This window comes from Streptomyces sp. NPDC001822 (assembly GCF_042892135.1).
Classification (GTDB): domain Bacteria; phylum Actinomycetota; class Actinomycetes; order Streptomycetales; family Streptomycetaceae; genus Streptomyces.
Genome location: NZ_JBIATW010000018.1, coordinates 1 through 14,910 on the forward strand (window position 1 = coordinate 1; position 14,910 = coordinate 14,910).

General features: G+C 69.5%; 11 protein-coding genes and 1 pseudogene. 9 read left to right on the plus strand and 3 right to left on the minus strand.

From position 1 onward, the window contains the following. Positions 1 to 235 precede the first annotated feature (235 nt). From ACFYY2_RS30450 to ACFYY2_RS30475, 6 genes are all read left to right on the plus strand, one after another. Positions 236 to 1,498 carry an ABC transporter substrate-binding protein gene (locus ACFYY2_RS30450; protein WP_388748962.1) on the plus strand — a complete coding sequence of 421 codons (1,263 nt, stop codon included), beginning with the start codon at positions 236 to 238 and terminating at the stop codon, positions 1,496 to 1,498. A gap of 11 nt (positions 1,499 to 1,509) precedes the next feature. Continuing rightward, positions 1,510 to 2,481, plus strand: a complete 972-nt coding sequence (locus tag ACFYY2_RS30455; RefSeq protein WP_388748965.1) for a carbohydrate ABC transporter permease — start codon at positions 1,510 to 1,512, stop codon at positions 2,479 to 2,481. A 5-nt stretch (positions 2,482 to 2,486) separates the two neighbouring features. Continuing rightward, complete coding sequence (locus ACFYY2_RS30460) at positions 2,487 to 3,344, plus strand: carbohydrate ABC transporter permease (RefSeq protein ID WP_388748966.1); 858 nt, start codon at positions 2,487 to 2,489, stop codon at positions 3,342 to 3,344. A gap of 8 nt (positions 3,345 to 3,352) precedes the next feature. Next, complete coding sequence (locus ACFYY2_RS30465; RefSeq protein ID WP_388748968.1) at positions 3,353 to 4,732, plus strand: GH1 family beta-glucosidase; 1,380 nt, start codon at positions 3,353 to 3,355, stop codon at positions 4,730 to 4,732. A 126-nt stretch (positions 4,733 to 4,858) separates the two neighbouring features. Continuing rightward, a complete protein-coding gene (locus ACFYY2_RS30470) occupies positions 4,859 to 5,320 on the plus strand; it encodes a MarR family winged helix-turn-helix transcriptional regulator (protein WP_388748970.1) in 462 nt (153 codons plus the stop codon). 14 nt (positions 5,321 to 5,334) lie between these two features. Next, complete coding sequence (locus ACFYY2_RS30475) at positions 5,335 to 6,201, plus strand: haloalkane dehalogenase (protein ID WP_388748972.1); 867 nt, start codon at positions 5,335 to 5,337, stop codon at positions 6,199 to 6,201. 71 nt (positions 6,202 to 6,272) lie between these two features. Here the strand turns inward: ACFYY2_RS30475 and ACFYY2_RS30480 are convergent, their stop codons facing one another. Together ACFYY2_RS30480 and acnA are read right to left on the minus strand one after the other, a co-directional pair. Continuing rightward, entirely contained in the window at positions 6,273 to 7,502 is a 1,230-nt protein-coding gene (locus ACFYY2_RS30480) for an ROK family protein (protein WP_388748974.1), read from the minus strand. A 69-nt stretch (positions 7,503 to 7,571) separates the two neighbouring features. Continuing rightward, positions 7,572 to 10,286 (minus strand): aconitate hydratase AcnA, encoded by a 2,715-nt coding sequence (gene acnA / locus ACFYY2_RS30485; protein ID WP_388748976.1) that lies wholly within the window; start codon positions 10,284 to 10,286, stop codon positions 7,572 to 7,574. A gap of 392 nt (positions 10,287 to 10,678) precedes the next feature. Between acnA and ACFYY2_RS30490 the strand changes: the two genes are divergently transcribed. From ACFYY2_RS30490 to ACFYY2_RS30500, 3 genes are all read left to right on the plus strand, one after another. After that, positions 10,679 to 11,380 (plus strand): GNAT family N-acetyltransferase, encoded by a 702-nt coding sequence (locus tag ACFYY2_RS30490; protein WP_388748978.1) that lies wholly within the window; start codon positions 10,679 to 10,681, stop codon positions 11,378 to 11,380. Between the two features lie 288 nt (positions 11,381 to 11,668). Then, on the plus strand, positions 11,669 to 11,869 hold the full coding sequence (locus ACFYY2_RS30495; RefSeq protein ID WP_327113347.1) for a DUF4236 domain-containing protein: 201 nt from the start codon (positions 11,669 to 11,671) through the stop codon (positions 11,867 to 11,869). A 151-nt stretch (positions 11,870 to 12,020) separates the two neighbouring features. Then, positions 12,021 to 13,550 carry a helix-turn-helix domain-containing protein gene (locus tag ACFYY2_RS30500; protein WP_388748980.1) on the plus strand — a complete coding sequence of 510 codons (1,530 nt, stop codon included), beginning with the start codon at positions 12,021 to 12,023 and terminating at the stop codon, positions 13,548 to 13,550. A gap of 939 nt (positions 13,551 to 14,489) precedes the next feature. Here ACFYY2_RS30500 and ACFYY2_RS30505 read toward each other — a convergent pair. Beyond that, a pseudogene (locus ACFYY2_RS30505) lies at positions 14,490 to 14,794 on the minus strand (multiprotein-bridging factor 1 family protein); the annotation flags it as partial. Positions 14,795 to 14,910: the final 116 nt, after the last annotated feature.

The window sequence follows — 14,910 nt, forward strand, 5'->3', positions numbered from 1 at the left end:
ACGAGGACTTCGACGCCACCACCGTCGCCGAACGCACCATGGCCTTCGAAGCCCTCGACCAGCTCGCCCTGGAACACCTCCTCGGCACCCGCTGACATCCGTGTCCGGCGGCCACGCCGCCGGACACCGCATCTCCCCCGCCGTGACACCGCCGGATCCGCGCGGGGGCTTGACGAAAATCCCGTGGGAGCGTTCCCATGGGTCCCGGCCCCCCTCTCACCGCAAGGGCACCACCGTGACAGAACCTTCCCCGGACGGGCGGACCGGACGCCGCAGCCGCCGTACCAGGCGGATCGTCGTCCCCCTCACCGTCGTCTCCGCGATCGTCGCCGGCACCGTCCTGTCGGGATGCGGCCAGCAGCGGGACGACGACGTCTTCACCGTCATGAACTCGTCGACCGACGAGTCGTACCACCGCTGGGACGGTGACACCCTCGAACGCTGCAGCAAGGAGCTCGGGATCACCATCGAGCAGCAGAGCGTGCCGGCAGCCCAGTTGATGACGAAGGCGCTGCGCATGGCGTCCTCGAAGTCGCTGCCGGACGTGCTGCAGCTGGACGCCTCCGAGATGCCGACGTTCGCCGAGGCCGGCGGGCTGATCCCGCTCAAGGACGTCGGGCTGACCACGACGGACATCCCCGAGGGGATCGTCAACTTCGGTTCGTACGGCGGGAAGTACTACGGGGCCGCACGCACCGTGAACACCCTGGCGCTGTTCTACAACAAGGACACCCTCGCCAAGGCGGGCCTGCCGGTGCCCACGACCTGGGCCGAGATGCAGTCGACCGCCAAGAAGCTGACGCAGGGCAAGCGCTACGGCGTGGCGCTCAGCGCGGGCGGCGCGGAGGACGGTGTCTTCCAGTTCACCCCGTTCATGTGGTCCAACGGCGGCGACGAGACGAAGCTCGACAGCCCCGAGGTCGCCGGCGCGCTCGACTACTGGAAGGGCCTGCTGAAGGACGGCTCGCTCTCCAAGTCGACGGTCAACTGGACCCAGGCGGACGTGAACGACCAGTTCATGGCCGGCAACGCGGCCATGATGATCAACGGTCCCTGGCAGGTCGAGACCCTGAACGCCAAGAAGGGGCTCAACTGGGGCATCGCCGGGATACCCGTCCCCGAAGCGGGCGACGACTCCGTGGGCCCGCTCGGCGGTGGCGTGCTGACCGTGCCGAACACCGGCGACAGCGCACGCGAGAAGACCGCCGCCAAGATCATCGGCTGCATGGCGGGCGAGCAGGAGCAGATCACCTACGCCCTGAACAGCTGGATGGTCCCGGCCAACACCAAGGCGGCGGCGGTCTGGCGCACGAAGGCCCCCGAGCTGGCGGCACTGGCGGGACAGGTCTCCACGGCACGGTCCCGCACGGCGAAGGTCGGTGCGCAGTGGTCGTCCGTGTCGCTCGCCCTGCAGAGCGCCTTCCAGTCCGCGCTCACCGGGGAGTCCAGCGAGGCCGCTCTGAAGCGTGCCCAGCAGCAGGTCACGAGCGGGAACTGAGGTAACGAACCATGTCATCCACCACAGCCTCGGCCGCCGCGCTGCCGGCCGACCCGAAGGCCCCCGCGGCCGCCGTGGCCGGGCCGCCCGTGAACCCGCGGACCACCAGGCGGCGCAGGTCGCTCGCCCAGTGGGGTTTCATCGCCCCCGCCGTGATCTTCATGGCCCTGTTCTTCGGCTACCCGCTCGTCCGCAACATCGTGATGAGCTTCCAGGACTACTCGCCGTCCACCTTCTTCACGGGTGAGGCGCCGTTCAACGGACTGGACAACTGGGACAACGTCTTCAGCGACGGCCTGTTCGGCAAGGCCCTGTGGCAGACGATCCTCTTCACGGTCGGATCGCTCCTCGGCCAGTTCACCATCGGTCTCGCGCTCGCCGTCTTCTTCACCAGGCGCTTCCCGCTGAACGGCATCCTCCGCTCGCTGATCCTGCTGCCGTGGCTGGTCCCCATGGTCGTCTCGGGCATCGTCTGGCGGCGCATCTTCGACCAGGACACCGGGGTCCTGAACTCGTTCCTGGGCACCGTCGGCCTGCCGGGTGACACGCCCTGGCTGACGAGCACGAGCATGGCGCTGATCTCCGTGGTCCTCGTCAACATCTGGATCGGCATCCCGTTCAACATGGTGATCCTCTACGGCGGCCTCCAGGAGGTCCCCAAGGAGCTGAGCGAGGCCGCCGCGCTCGACGGTGCGTCCGCGTGGCGTACGTTCCGCTCGGTCACCCTGCCCATGCTCAAGCCCGTCATCACCGTGGTGCTCGTGCTCGGCTTCATGTCGACGGTCAAGATCCTCGACCTGGTGCTGGCCCTCACCGACGGCGGGCCCGCCGACTCCACGCAGACGCTCGGCACGCTGACCTACCAGAACTCCTTCGTCCAGATGGACTTCGGGGCCGGTGCCGTGGTCGGCAACATCCTGATCCTGATCTCCGCCGTCTTCGCGGTGTTCTACCTGCGGGTCAACCGCAACGAGGGGAAGTGACCGGCATGGCGACCACCACCCAGATCCCCGCCGCCCCGGCTCCCGCGGCCGTACACCGGCCGAAGCGCCGCTGGGGTGCGACCGTCTTCGGCGTAGCGGTCCTCGCGGTCATGCTGTTCCCGCTGTACTGGATGATCAACACGGCCCTCCAGCCGGACGCGAGCCTGGTCGACGTGGGCCCCGTCCCGACGGGTGTCGACTTCTCCGGCTTCACCTCGGCGATCACGGACCAGGGCACCAACCTGCTGACCTCCCTGGCGGTGGCGCTCGGAGCCGTGGCCATCTGCCTGGTGATCTCCGCGCCGGCGGCCTACGGGCTGGCACAGTTCAAGCTGCCCGGCGCCCGGACGATCGTCTTCGGGACGCTCATCACGCAGATGGTCCCGGGCATCGTCATCGCGAACGCCCTGTACAGCGCCTACGTGGATCTCGGCCTGGTCAACTCCTACTTCGGCCTGATGCTCGCGGACGCCTCGCTGGGCATCCCCTTCGCGATCGTGCTGATGCGCTCGTTCATGGTGTCCATCCCGCGCGAGGTCATCGAGGCGGCCGAGGTCGACGGAGCGGGCCGCATCCGCACGTTCGTCCAGGTCGTCCTGCCGATGAGCCGCAACTCCCTGATCACCGCCGGACTGTTCTCGTTCCTCTACGCGTGGAGCGACTTCATGTTCGCGCTCACGCTGAACACGACGGACGACGTCAAGCCGATCACGCTGGGCATCTACCAGTACATCGGGGCGCACGTCGGCGACTGGGGTTCGGTCATGGCCGCCTCCGTGCTGTCCGCCGTGCCGGCCGCGGTGCTCCTCGTCCTGTCCCAGAAGTACATCGCCGCCGGGATCACCGGCGGCTCGGTCAAGTAAGGGTTCCCATGACTGACTTCCCGGTCTTCCCGCCCGGATTCGTCTTCGGCGCGGCCACGGCCTCGTACCAGATCGAGGGTGCCGTGGAGGAGGACGGCCGCGGCCCGTCCATCTGGGACACCTACAGCCACACACCCGGCCGGACGGACGGCGGCGACACGGGCGACGTCGCCTGCGACCACTACCACCGCTATCCGGAGGACGTGGCGCTGCTGCGCGACCTGGGCGTCGAGTCGTACCGCTTCTCGATCGCCTGGTCCCGCATCCAGGCCACGGGCAGCGGCGCGGTGAACCCCAAGGGGCTCGACTTCTACTCCCGGCTCGTCGACTCGCTGCTGGAGGCGGGCATCGAGCCGGCCGCCACCCTCTACCACTGGGACCTGCCGCAGGCCCTGGAGGACAAGGGCGGCTGGCGTGTGCGGGAGACGGCGGAGCGCTTCGGCGAGTACACGGCGATCGTCGCCGAGCACCTCGGCGACCGGGTGCCGCGCTGGATCACGCTCAACGAGCCATGGTGCAGCGCGTTCCTGGGCTACTCGGTGGGCCGGCACGCACCGGGCGCCCAGGAGGGCCGCGGGGCACTCGCGGCCGCGCACCACCTGCTGGTCGGGCACGGACACGCGATGAACGCGCTGCGCGCGGCGGGTGTCCGGGAGGCCGGCATCACGCTGAACCTGGACCGCAACGTCCCGGCCACCGAGTCGGACGCCGACCTCGCCGCGGTCGTGCGGGCGGACACCCAGCACAACCTGGTGTGGACGGAGCCCCTCCTCGCGGGCCGCTACCCGGCCACCGAGGAGGAGACCTGGGGCGAGCTGATCACGGGCCAGGACTTCCGCCGTGAGGGCGACCTGGAGCTGATCTCCCAGCCGATGGACTTCCTCGGCATCAACTACTACCGGCCGATCGTCGTCGGCGCGGCCCCGCACCGCGAGGCCGACCCTGCGCTGCGGGTGGCCACGGACAACCGCTACGCGGAGGGCCAGTACCCGGACGTCCGCAGGACGGCCATGGGCTGGCCGGTCGTCCCGGAGTCCTTCACCGATCTGCTGACCGCGCTGAAGCAGACGTACGGCGACGCCCTGCCGCCCGTGCACATCACGGAGAACGGCTCGGCGGAGTTCGACAGCGTCGAGGCGGACGGCTCCGTTCAGGACGCGGACCGCGTGGAGTACCTGCGCACCCACCTGACGGCACTCCGGGCGGCCATGGACGCCGGGGTCGACGTCCGCGGGTACTACGTGTGGTCGCTGCTGGACAACTTCGAGTGGGCGCTGGGCTACGCCAAGCGGTTCGGGATCATCCGGGTCGACTACGACACCCTGGAGCGCACGCCGAAGGACAGCTACCGCTGGTACCAGCAACTGATCGCGGCCCACCGGGCCTGATCGTCAACTCCCCACCGGGGGCGTACGCGTGCGGTCCGGCGCGTACGCCCCCGGTGGCGTTTCGCCGGGGTTCGCAGGCTCGAAATTTAGTAGCCATGGACATGGTAGCTATGTACATTGTTCCCCATGAACGAGGGAACGCGGGGGATGACGCCCGGGTATCTGGTCTGGCGGCTGTCGATCAAGTGGCGGGTCGCCGTGGATCAGGCCCTGGCTCCACTACACCTGACGCATGCTCAGTACGTGGTCCTGTCATCCCTGTTCGGCATGGAACGAGCCGGTCTGCTGCCGAGTCAGCGACAACTCGCCGACCACACCGGACTGGAGGCGCTCTACGTCTCGAAGCTGGCACGTTCACTGGAGAGATCGGGTCTCGTCCGGCGGGAACGTGACACTGCGGACACCCGTGTCGTGCGGCTCGGGCTGACGGCCGACGGCCACCGCACCATCGGCCCGGCGATGCGCACGGTCCGCGCGCTGCACGACCGGCTCCTCGCCCCGCTGGGCGGCATGGACGACCCGCGTACGGCGGCGCTGGTGCGCGACCTCTCGACGCTCCTGGACACACCTCTCGGCCCGCCGGCCTGACACAAGGAGACCCCGTGCCCGCGTTACGCGTACTCGACTCGACCCTGCACTACGAGGACACCGGTAGCGGGACGGCGTTCGTCCTCCTCCACGGCAACCCGGGCTCCTCGCACGTGTGGAGGAAGGTCATGCCGGGGCTGGGGGCCGGGCGCCTGCTCGCCCCGGACCTCATCGGGATGGGGAGATCCGGCAAGCCGGACATCGCCTACCGCTTCGACGACCACGCCCGCTACCTCGACGCCTGGTTCGACGCGCTCGGTCTCGACCGCGTGGTCCTGGTCGGCCACGACTGGGGCGGTGCGCTCGCCTTCGACTGGGCGACCCGCCATCCCGGCCGCGTGCTGGGCATCGCCTTCCTCGAGTCCATCGTCAAGCCCATGGCCTGGGCCGACCTCTCCCCTCAGGCCCGCAGGCGCTCCGAGACGATCCGGACCCCCGGCAGGGGCGAGGAACTGGTCCTGGACGACGACGTGTTCATCCGGCAGGCCTTCACCGGAGGCGTGCTGAATCCGTTGGACGAAGCCGCGCTGGCTCACTACCTGGCGCCCTTCCCGGATGCCCGGAGCCGTCGGCCCCTGCTCGCGTGGGCCCGCCAGATCCCGCTCGGCGGCGACCCCGCCGGGCTCGTCGCCCGCATCGAGGCGTACGACGCATGGCTCGCGAGGAGCGAGGACGTCCCGAAGCTGCTCATGACCTTCGAGGGATCGCCGACGCTGCTGATCGGGCCGGACACGGCCCGGTGGTGCGCCACGCACATGGCCGCGCTCGAAACGGTCCACTGCGGGACCGCGGGCCACCACGCCCAGGAGGACCGCCCCACGGAGATCGCCGCCGCGATATCCGCCTGGGCGGACCGTCGGGGGCTGCGACGGTCCGGCTGACGGCGCGGACCGCTGCTCGGGAATGCGGCGGCGACGGCCGCGGCGTAAGGAGGCGGACGACTGACGGAACGTCACCTCGTCGCGTAAGCCGCCGGATTGCCCAGCACGTCCTGTACCACCCTGGCCGCCGCACCCCGCGCCGCGTCGCCGGAGACCGATGAAGCCCTCAGTCGGCTCCCGTTCTCGTGCCAGCGGCCCGAGACCACCCGGCGGGTGAGCTGGGCGTCGGCCGGCCCCTCCAACCACGGCATCAGGTTGCGGTAGATCCCGCCCAGCACGACCGCCTCGGGGTCGAAGAGGTTGACCGCGCCCGCCAGGACCACGCCCAGCCGGTCCCCCGCCTCGCTCAGCGCGGTGACGGCGCGCGTCTCCCCGGCCGCGGCCCGCTGTTCCAGCTCGGCGATCCCCCGCAGCCCCGTGGCGGAGTCGATCCCCGCCGTCCGCAGCAGGGCCGCCCTGCCCGCGTACTGCTCCAGGCAGCCGTGCGCCCCGCAACGGCAGAGCGGGCCCTCCGGGTCGACGACGACGTGCCCGATCTCGCCCGCGAAGCCGTGTGCGCCCCGCAGCATCTCGCCGTTCACGACGAGTGCGCCGCCGACCCCGATCTCGCCGGTGAGATAGAGGAAGGTGCGTACGCCGTCGAGCCCGCCGAACCAGAGCTCGGCCAGCGCCGCCAGGTTCGCCTCGTTGTCGGAGCCGACCGCGAGCGCCCGGCCGGCCGGGCGCAGCGTGCTCAGCGCCTGCCCGAAGATCCCCTCGGCTGCGACCCTGCTCCATCCCAGGTTGGGTGCCTGCCGGACGACGCCGCCGGACACGAGGCCGGGAAGCGCCAACTCGACGCCGACCACGCGCAGTTCCTGCTCCTGGGTGGAGGCGATGACCCGGCTGGTGAGCCGGGCGGCGTGCGCCAGGGCCTCGGCGGGCGGGACGTTGCGGTGATCCGTGTGTTCCGTGACCCGGACCCGGTCCGTACCGGTGAGGTCGACCGCGCACACCGACACGTAGTCGATGTTGATCTCCACCCCGAGTCCCGCCGGGCCGGTCCTGGAGAGCTTCAGCACGGTGCCGGGGCGCCCCGCCGAGCCGCTGGAGGTCTTGCCGGACTCGCTGAGGCAGTCCAGGGCGAGGAGTTCCTCGACGAGGGAGGAGACGGCGGCCCTGGTGAGCCCCACGAGGCTCGCCACCCTGGCCCGGGTGACCTCGCCCTCGTCGCGCACGGTCCGCAGGACGAGGCTCAGGTTGTGGCGCCGCACGGACTCGTGCCCGGCTTTGGCTGCGGGAGAGGCGAGGTTGTTCTTCATCAGGCCTTCGACCCTAACGGCGAAGGGCCGCACCCGGGGGGTGCGGCCCTCGCTCACTTCGCGGTGCCTCTACTTGCGGATCAGGCTGCGGAGCACGTACTGCAGGATGCCGCCGTTGCGGTAGTAGTCCGCCTCACCGGGGGTGTCGATGCGGACGACGCCGTCGAACTCCACACCGGTGTCGGTGGTGACCTTGACCGTGCGCGGCGTGCTGCCGTCGTTCAGCTCGGTCACGCCGGTGAAGGAGAAGGTCTCCTCGCCGGTCAGGCCGAGGGACTCGGCGGTCTGGCCCTCCGGGAACTGCAGCGGGAGGACGCCCATGCCGATGAGGTTCGAGCGGTGGATGCGCTCGTAGGACTCGGCGATGACGGCCTTGACGCCCAGGAGCGCGGTGCCCTTGGCGGCCCAGTCGCGGGACGAGCCGGAGCCGTACTCCTTGCCCGCCAGGATGACGAGCGGGGTGCCCGCGGCCTGGTAGTTCTGGGAGGCGTCGTAGATGAACGACACCGGGGCGTCGTCCTTCGTGAAGTCGCGGGTGAAGCCGCCCTCGGTGCCCGGCGCGATCTGGTTGCGCAGGCGGATGTTGGCGAACGTGCCGCGGATCATGACCTCGTGGTTGCCACGGCGCGAGCCGTAGGAGTTGAAGTCACGGCGCTCGATGCCGTGCTCCGTGAGGTACTTGCCGGCCGGGGTGTCGGCCTTGATCGCACCGGCCGGGGAGATGTGGTCGGTGGTGACGGAGTCACCGAGCTTGGCCAGCACACGGGCGCCGGTGATGTCCTCGACCGGGGTCGTCTCCATCGTCATGCCCTCGAAGTACGGGGGCTTGCGCACGTAGGTGGACTCGGAGTCCCACTCGAAGGTGTTGCCGGTCGGGATCGGCAGCGCCTGCCACTGGGCGTCGCCCGCGAAGACGTCCTGGTAGGACTTGTTGAACATGTCCTCGCCGATGGAGTTGGCGACGACGTCGTTGACCTCGGCCTCGGAGGGCCAGATGTCCTGGAGGAAGACGGGCTTGCCGTCCTGGTCGACGCCGAGGGCGTCCTTGGTGATGTCGACCTTCATCGAGCCGGCGATGGCGTACGCGACGACCAGCGGCGGGGACGCCAGGTAGTTCATCTTGACGTCGGGGTTGATCCGGCCCTCGAAGTTGCGGTTGCCGGAGAGCACCGAGGTGACGGCCAGGTCGTGGTCGTTGACCGCCTTGGAGACCTCTTCCGGCAGCGGGCCGGAGTTGCCGATGCAGGTGGTGCAGCCGTAGCCGACGAGGTTGAAGCCGACCTTGTCGAGGTACGGGGTCAGGCCCGCCTTGTCGAAGTAGTCGGTGACGACCTTCGAGCCCGGGGCGAGGGTGGTCTTGACCCACGGCTTGCGGGTCAGGCCCTTCTCGACCGCCTTCTTCGCCACGAGCGCCGCGGCGACCATGACGTACGGGTTCGAGGTGTTGGTGCAGGAGGTGATCGCGGCGACGGTGACGGCGCCGTGGTCGAGCTCGTACGAGGTGCCGTCGGCGGCCGTGACCGTGACCGGGTTCGACGGGACGCCGTTGGAGGCGGCCGGGGAGTCGGAGGCCGGGAAGGACTCCTTGCCCGCCTCCTCGTCGTCGGCGACGTAGTTGCGGACGTCCTGGGCGAACTGCGCCTTGGCGTTCGCGAGGACGATGCGGTCCTGCGGGCGCTTCGGGCCGGCGATGGACGGGACGACCGTGGAGAGGTCGAGCTCCAGCTTCTCGGAGAAGTCGGGCTCGGCGGCCGGGTCGAGCCAGAGGCCCTGCTCCTTGGCGTACGCCTCGACGAGCGCGACCTGCTGCGCGTCGCGGCCGGTCAGGCGCAGGTACTTCAGCGTCTCGTCGTCGATCGGGAAGATCGCGGCGGTGGAGCCGAACTCCGGGGACATGTTGCCGATGGTGGCGCGGTTCGCGAGGGAGGTGGCGGCGACGCCCTCACCGTAGAACTCGACGAACTTGCCGACGACGCCGTGCTTGCGGAGCATCTCGGTGATGGTCAGCACGAGGTCGGTGGCGGTCGTGCCGGCCGGGAGCTCGCCGGTCAGCTTGAAGCCGACGACGCGCGGGATGAGCATGGAGACCGGCTGGCCGAGCATCGCGGCCTCGGCCTCGATGCCGCCGACGCCCCAGCCCAGCACACCGAGGCCGTTGACCATGGTGGTGTGCGAGTCGGTGCCGACGAGGGTGTCGGGGTACGCCTGGCCGTTGCGGACCATGACGGTGCGGGCCAGGTGCTCGATGTTGACCTGGTGGACGATGCCGGTGCCCGGGGGGACGACCTTGAACTCGTCGAAGGCGGTCTGGCCCCAGCGCAGGAACTGGTAGCGCTCCTTGTTGCGGCCGTACTCCAGCTCGACGTTCTGGGAGAACGCGTCGTTGGTGCCGAACTTGTCGGCGATGACGGAGTGGTCGATGACCAGCTCGGCCGGGGCCAGCGGGTTGATCTTCGCCGGGTCGCCGCCGAGCTCCTTGACGGCCTCACGCATGGTGGCGAGGTCCACTACACAGGGGACGCCCGTGAAGTCCTGCATGATCACGCGGGCCGGCGTGAACTGGATCTCCTGGCTGGGCTGGGCCTGCGAGTCCCATCCGCCCAGCGCCCGGATGTGGTCGGCGGTGATGTTCGCGCCGTCCTCGGTGCGGAGCAGGTTCTCCAGCAGCACCTTCAGGCTGTAAGGGAGGCGCGCGGAGCCCTCGACCTTGTCCAGCTTGAAGATCTCGTACGACTCGTCGCCCACGCGCAGCGTGCTGCGGGCGTCGAAGCTGTTCGCCGACACGACAGTCTCCTTCTTCAATGTGCGCGTTCAACCGCGCCGCGCCTCATGTGCGGCCGGCGCCGCCTGCGGCCCCCACCATCCGCTAAGGTAAGGCTTAGTTAGGTAACCCTTACCGAGCGGCGGCTGCGGTGCGCTTCGGCAGATATCTCGATGTCGAGATAACTCTAGTACATCGCCGCCGTGCGGTCATGCCCGGGCGTCCGTGTCCGGCGCCACTCCGCGATGACGCACGGCCGCGACCAGGGCCGGACGGATCTTGCCGAACACCGGCGGGGGCCGCGTCCTCACGGAGACGCCGGACTCGCGCACCTCAGCGTGACGAGCGGTCACCGAGCGCATCGCTTCACGCGCCCGGTGCGACAGATACAGAGAGACGCGACAGGCACAGGCAGATGACGACCACCGCCCTGGAAGGCGCCGTGCACTTCACCAACACCTCCGAGGCCGTACGGGCATGGGTCCACGGATGGGCCCTGTCGCGAGGCGCCGTCGAACCGGCCGCCCTGCCCTGGGGCTTCACCGTGTCCCTCGGACTGCCTGGGCACGTCATGAGCCACGTCCTGCCCACCGCCGACGAGGCGACCGTGCGCGAACTCACCGGAGGCGCCACCGGCCCCGGCGTCTGGCTCAAGGCCTTCGTGCCGGCGGAGTCGCTCGCTTCCTGGATAGCGCCGGGCTGGTCCCTTTCCGGAGCGCCGGGGTTCTTGATGTCCATCGCCTTAGACACCAACAGCGCCCGCACTCCCGCTCCGCCTCCTTGCCTCCCCCGTGGATACCGGCTCCGCACCTGGACGGATTCCGGTGTCGTCCACGCACGGGTACACGCCCCCGACGGCACGGTCGCCGCACGGGGCCAGACCTCCGTCGACGGGACCACCGCGGTCGTCGACAAGATCGAGACCCATTCCGCGCACCGGCGCCGCGGGCTGGGCCGCGTAATCATGCACACGCTCGTCGACGCCGCAGCCGAGCGGGGGGCGACCGTGGGCCTGCTGGCGTCGACGGCGGAGGGCAGGTTCCTGTACGAGGCGACGGGTTGGCACGTGGTGGCCCCCCTGGCCAACGCACTGCGGGTACCGGACCCGGTCGGCTGACGTGACGTCAGGACGGAAGCGGGACCGCCGGCCCGTATGGCGGCCGGGGGCTGAGGGTTGAGGGCCGGGGCCGCTCGCCGCCGGCCGGAACGCCGGATCGACGGGGCGGGGGGCGAGGGCGGAAGCGCGGGTACGGCCGGGCGCGGGTGCGGCGGGAGCGCCGACATGGGTGCGACGTGATCGCAACGGGGGGGGCGTGCGCGACGTAGATACGGACCAGCGCGTGAGAGTTGGCGCGCATGACCCGCCCACTTCGGGATACCCGTACTCCCGACAGAGGAGGCGCAGATGCCGCTCACATTCCGCAAGAGCTTTCAGATCCTGCCGGGCGTCCGGCTGAACATCAACCGTCGCTCGTGGTCCGTCACGACCGGTGGACGGCACGGCCCGAAGCGCACCCACAGCAGCACCGGCAGGCGCACCACGTCGATGGACCTGCCCGGGCCCTTCGGCTGGCGCAAGACGACGAAGCGCAGCCGTCGCAGCTGACTCACCCGATCGGCGGAACATCACACGCCGGGTCGCGGGGCGCGCCTGATGCTCGTCACAGGCACCCGTTCGCGGCCCGGCACGGTGTTGTTACGCGACGCGCACACCCCTGGCACGATCTTCATCTCATATGTGAGATAGCGTGCTGGACATGGAAGACGACTACCTCGCACGCATCGGCAAGCTCATCCGTGACGCCCGTCAGCATCGCGGCTGGACACAGACCCAGCTCGCCGAGGCGCTCGCCACGAGTCAGAGCGCCGTCAACCGTATTGAGCGCGGCAACCAGAACATCAGCCTTGAGATGATCGCTCGCATCGGTGAGGCTCTCGACAGCGAGATCGTGTCCCTCGGCTACTCCGGGCCCATGCATCTGCGAGTGGTCGGCGGACGCCGGCTCTCCGGTGCCATCGACGTCAAGACGAGCAAGAACGCCTGCGTCGCGCTGCTCTGCGGCTCCCTGCTCAACAAGGGGCGCACCGTGCTGCGCCGGGTGGCCCGCATCGAGGAGGTCTTCCGGCTACTGGAGGTCCTCAACTCCATCGGGGTGCGCACCCGCTGGATCAACGACGGCGTCGACCTCGAGATCCTGCCGCCCGCCGAACTGGAACTGGAGGCCATCGACGCGGACGCCGCGCGCCGGACCCGCTCGATCATCATGTTCCTCGGCCCGCTCCTGCACCGTATGGACCGCTTCACCCTGCCGTACGCCGGCGGCTGCGACCTCGGCACGCGGACCATCGAGCCGCACATGATCGCGCTGCGCCGCTTCGGCCTGGAGATCGCGGCCACCGACGGGCTGTACCACGCACAGGTCGACAGCCAGGTCCGTCCGGGCCGCCCCATCGTGCTGACCGAGCGCGGCGACACGGTGACCGAGAACGCCCTGCTGGCCGCCGCCCGTCACGACGGCACGACCGTCATCCGCAACGCCTCGTCCAACTACATGGTCCAGGACCTGTGCTTCTTCCTGGAGGCACTCGGGGTGCGCGTCGAGGGCGTCGGCACGACGACGCTCACCGTGCACGGCGTACCGGAGATCGACGTGGACGTCGACTACTCCCCCTCCGAGGACCCGGTCGAGGCGATGAGCCTGCTCGCCGCCGCCGTGGTGACGGAGTCCGAGCTGACGATCCGTCGTGTGCCGATCGAGTTCCTGGAGATCGAGCTCGCGGTGCTGGAGGAGATGGGCGTCGACTGCGACCGGACGCCCGAGTACGCCGCCGACAACGGCCGGACCCGCCTGGTGGACCTGACCGTACGGCCCTCCAAACTGGAGGCGCCCATCGACAAGATCCACCCGATGCCCTTCCCGGGACTGAACATCGACAACGTTCCCTTCTTCGCGGCGATCGCGGCCGCCGCGCACGGCAAGACCCTGATCCACGACTGGGTCTACGACAACCGCGCGATCTACCTCACCGACCTCAACCGCTTGGGCGGCAGGCTCCAGTTGCTGGACCCGCACCGCGTCCTGGTCGAGGGCCCGACCCGCTGGCGCGCCGCGGAGATGATGTGCCCGCCCGCGCTGCGGCCCGCGGTGGTGGTGCTGCTGGCAATGATGGCGGCGGAGGGGACGTCGGTTCTGCGGAACGTGTATGTGATCAACCGGGGGTACGAGGAGCTGGCGGAGCGACTGAACTCGGTGGGGGCGCAGATCGAGATCTTCCGGGACATCTGACGGGCGGGGTGCCGTGCCCCTTGAGGGTGAGGGGCACGACACCTCAACATGCCAGCTGACCTGCGGATACGCACTTTCACAGCCCTCCACTGATCACTGTTGTTTTTCAGCACCTTGTGCAACGCACGTGCAAGATGATCTTGAATGGCTGACGACACGTCAGAGATGTCTGAGTATCCGTCAGCCATCACGGAGGGTTGTCGCCGAAGTGGCCTCGCAACGTCCGATGTCGGTTGTGGCACGCCGACCGCGTGTGGTCGACGAGGTGAACCGTCATCTGCCCGACGTCTCCGGCCTCGCGACGCAGCCTGGGGTCCGGCCGCGCATCCGAGTCCTCCGGCTGACCACTCGCCACGCAGAAGAGGACCCGCACCTTGTGGACGCGGGTCCTCTGTCGTAGACGGGCGCCGTGTCACGGGTTGAGCCTGCGCCCACCTCGTGGGAGCACCCGCCATGACGTCCGGGTCGGCGGGGTGTCGGGCCGCCCTACGATGAGCAGCGTGACAAGCCTCCGCGCCCCAGGCTCTGGCCCTCAGCACATAGCCGTGGGGACCGCCGAGACCGACCGACAGCTGACCGAATCCACCCGCCTGCTGTATTCCGCCGACATGGCCGCCTTCACTGCCTGGTGCGCGAGCGTCGGTCGGCGGCCGCTCCCTGCTACCCGGAGACTGTCACCGAGTACGTGGCGCACTTGACCGAAACCCCGTCGCCGAAGACCGGCCGCCCGCTCGCCCCTGGGTCCATCAATCGCGTCCTGACAGCACCTATGTCGACTACTTTCCGGGCGAGGTGGACGAGATCACCGTTTGGCAGGATGCCAAACTGCCCGAGGCGATCGCCCGTGATGCCGCCCCGGTGGACGATGCCGGCAAGGCGTACGCCGAACTGATCGCCCATTTCACCCCGGAAGGCGCGACCGGCACGACGCTGACCGACACGTTCCAGCCGGGCCCACCGCCGGAACCGCCCCGCGTCAGATGCCCGGCCGCCTTCCGTAGCGCGCCGGTGTTCCCCAGCGCCTCCTCCGCCCGCTTTACGAACGACTCATCGGGTATCCGCCTCCCCAGCTCAACTGATTCCACCGTGTGTTTGGAGAACTGGACCCGCACCCCCAAGTCCACCCGACTGAGCCCCGCGTGCTCACGGAAGGCTTGGACGACGGCGCCGAAGGTCCGCAGACTGCCGGAAGGGGCGGGCTCGCGCTCCCTGGCGCAAGCTGTCACGTCGCTGCTCTCCGCCATACGCGGCCACCTCCAGGTGCGTACGTCCTCAGCGGTTTCTCCGCGATCGACAGCACCCAGAGTGATGGACAGATCCCCGTACAATCCACAGAAAGTGCACGTAGACTGACGCACCC

Coding starts and splice junctions, on each gene's coding strand:
- ACFYY2_RS30500 (WP_388748980.1), top strand. CDS start 12,021: ATGGAAGACGACTACCTCGCACGCATCGGCAAGCTCATCCGTGACGCC.
- ACFYY2_RS30455 (WP_388748965.1), top strand. CDS start 1,510: ATGTCATCCACCACAGCCTCGGCCGCCGCGCTGCCGGCCGACCCGAAG.
- ACFYY2_RS30495 (WP_327113347.1), top strand. CDS start 11,669: ATGCCGCTCACATTCCGCAAGAGCTTTCAGATCCTGCCGGGCGTCCGG.
- ACFYY2_RS30490 (WP_388748978.1), top strand. CDS start 10,679: ATGACGACCACCGCCCTGGAAGGCGCCGTGCACTTCACCAACACCTCC.
- ACFYY2_RS30460 (WP_388748966.1), top strand. CDS start 2,487: ATGGCGACCACCACCCAGATCCCCGCCGCCCCGGCTCCCGCGGCCGTA.
- ACFYY2_RS30480 (WP_388748974.1), bottom strand. CDS start 7,502: ATGAAGAACAACCTCGCCTCTCCCGCAGCCAAAGCCGGGCACGAGTCC.
- ACFYY2_RS30465 (WP_388748968.1), top strand. CDS start 3,353: ATGACTGACTTCCCGGTCTTCCCGCCCGGATTCGTCTTCGGCGCGGCC.
- ACFYY2_RS30470 (WP_388748970.1), top strand. CDS start 4,859: ATGAACGAGGGAACGCGGGGGATGACGCCCGGGTATCTGGTCTGGCGG.